The following is a 2,046-nucleotide window of genomic DNA, read 5'->3' as shown; positions in this document are numbered from 1 at the left end:
CCTCCGGGCTGCGCAAGGGCGGCAGCGTCAATTTCGCCGGCATCCGCGTCGGCGAGGTGGTGTCGCTGAAGCTCGACAACCCGCGCCGGGTGGTCGCGCTGACCATGATCGACGGCAACACGCCGGTGCGCAGGGATACCCAGGTCGGCCTCGAATTCCAGGGGCTGACGGGCATCGCCGCGATCTCGTTCACCGGCGGCTCGCTCGATGCGCCGCCCGTTCCGCTCGGCGCCGACGGCATTCCGGAACTGACGGCCGATCCGGATGGCCTGCTGGATGTGCAGGAAAAGATTCGCATCGCGCTGCGCAATGTCGACAGGGTTATCGCCGACAATGAAGTCGCGGTGAAGGACACGCTGCGCAATTTCGAGTCGTTCACCGCGTCGCTTTCCGGCAATGGCGCGCGGATCACCAGCATCATCAGCGCCGCCGAATCCGGCGTCAGCGCCGTCGACAGCGGCATGACCAGGACCCAGGATTTCCTGAAGGGTCTCGGAAGCGACAAATATGACGGCGAACTGCTGCCGACCATCGTCTCGCTGCGTGAGCTGATCGAGAGCTTTGACAAGAAGTCCGCCGCGCTGATGGCCGACACGCGAAAAATGCTCGGCGACATCAGCCAGTCCGTCACCAAGACCGACCAGAAATTCGGCGGGCCCGGCGGCAGGCGGTAACGTGCCCGCTGCCCACAAACAAGACAACGGAAAACGCCTGACGTGCTCGACAAGACCCCGGTGACATCTGCCCCGCCGCCGACCGCGACCCGCGCCACCAGCGCCGTGCCGCGCGCGCTGCGGCGCTACCTTGCGCTCGACGATTTCGAGCCGGCCGCGCGGCGGCTTCTGCCGAAATTCCTCCACGGCTACATCGCCGGCGGTGCCGAAACCGACGCCGCGGTTCGCGACAATCGACGGGCTTTCGACGAATACGGTTTTGTACCGCGCGTGCTCAACGACGTCTCCGGCCGCGACCAGACCGCGACCTTGTTCGGCAAGACCTGGGCGTCGCCGTTCGGCATTCCGCCGATGGGCTCGGCCGCGCTCTGCGCCTATCGCGGCGACATCGTGCTGGCGCGCGCGGCGGCCGCGATGAAGGTGCCGATGATCCTCAGCGCCTCGTCCCTGATCGCGCTGGAGGACGTCCGCCGCGAGAATCAGGCGGCATGGTACCAGGCCTATCTGGCCGGGGTGCCCGCACGCATCGAGCCGCTGGTCGATCGCGTGGCGGCGGCCGGCTACGACACCTTCGTCGTCACCGCCGACGTCCCGGTGCCGCCGAACCGCGAGAACAACATCCGCAACGGCTTTCAGGTGCCGATGGCGATCACGCCGCGCGTCGCCTGGGATACCCTGACGCACCCGCACTGGCTGTTCCGCACCTGGGCGCGCACGGTAATGAACCACGGCATGCCGCATTTCGAGAACATGGACGCCAAACGAGGCCCGCCGGCGCTGTCGAAAAGCCTGATGCGCAATATCGGCCATCGCGATCAGCTCGCCTGGAAGCATGTCGAACTGATCCGCCGCCGCTGGAAAGGCAAGCTCGTCGTCAAGGGCCTGATCGCGCCGCAGGACGCGCGCATCGCCCGCGAATGCGGCGTCGATGGCGTGATTGTCTCCAACCATGGCGGCCGCCAGCTCGATTACACGATGTCGGCGCTGCGCACCCTGCCCGAGATCGCGGCCCAGGCGAACGGCATGACCGTGATGCTCGACGGCGGCGTAAGGCGCGGCACCGATGTCATCAAGGCCCTGGCGCTCGGCGCGCATTTCGTCTTCATCGGCCGGCCGTTCCTGTATGCGGCGGTCGTCGGCGGCGAGCCCGCCGTGCGGCGAGCCATCAGCCTGCTGCGCGACGAGATCGACCGCGACCTGGCGCTATTGGGGATACGCAGCGTCGGTGAGATCACGCCGGAGCTGGTGCGGAAGTTCTAGGCGAAAATCTCAATACGCCATTGCGAGTTCTGTACCGACCTGACGGCCGACCCTGGTGGATGAAACAACGAACCGCGGGGTGGATCTCACGTTTTTCCGGAACCAATAGAAT

At 66.3% G+C, this 2,046-nt stretch carries 2 protein-coding genes; both read left to right on the top strand.

Annotation, left to right across the window (positions count from 1 at the left end; genetic code table 11):
- The coding region (locus tag WCE35_RS13115; protein ID WP_424593777.1) for an MlaD family protein at window positions 1-674 on the top strand (674 nt) is incomplete at its 5' end.
- 42 nt (window positions 675-716) lie between these two features.
- Window positions 717-1,934 carry an alpha-hydroxy acid oxidase gene (locus WCE35_RS13110; protein WP_424593776.1) on the top strand — a complete coding sequence of 406 codons (1,218 nt, stop codon included), beginning with the start codon at window positions 717-719 and terminating at the stop codon, window positions 1,932-1,934.
- Window positions 1,935-2,046: the final 112 nt, after the last annotated feature.

The organism is Bradyrhizobium sp. (assembly GCF_049691595.1).
Lineage (GTDB): Bacteria > Pseudomonadota > Alphaproteobacteria > Rhizobiales > Xanthobacteraceae > Bradyrhizobium.
Note: the sequence above shows the minus strand (reverse complement) of the source record. Positions and strands in the feature narration are given on the sequence as shown.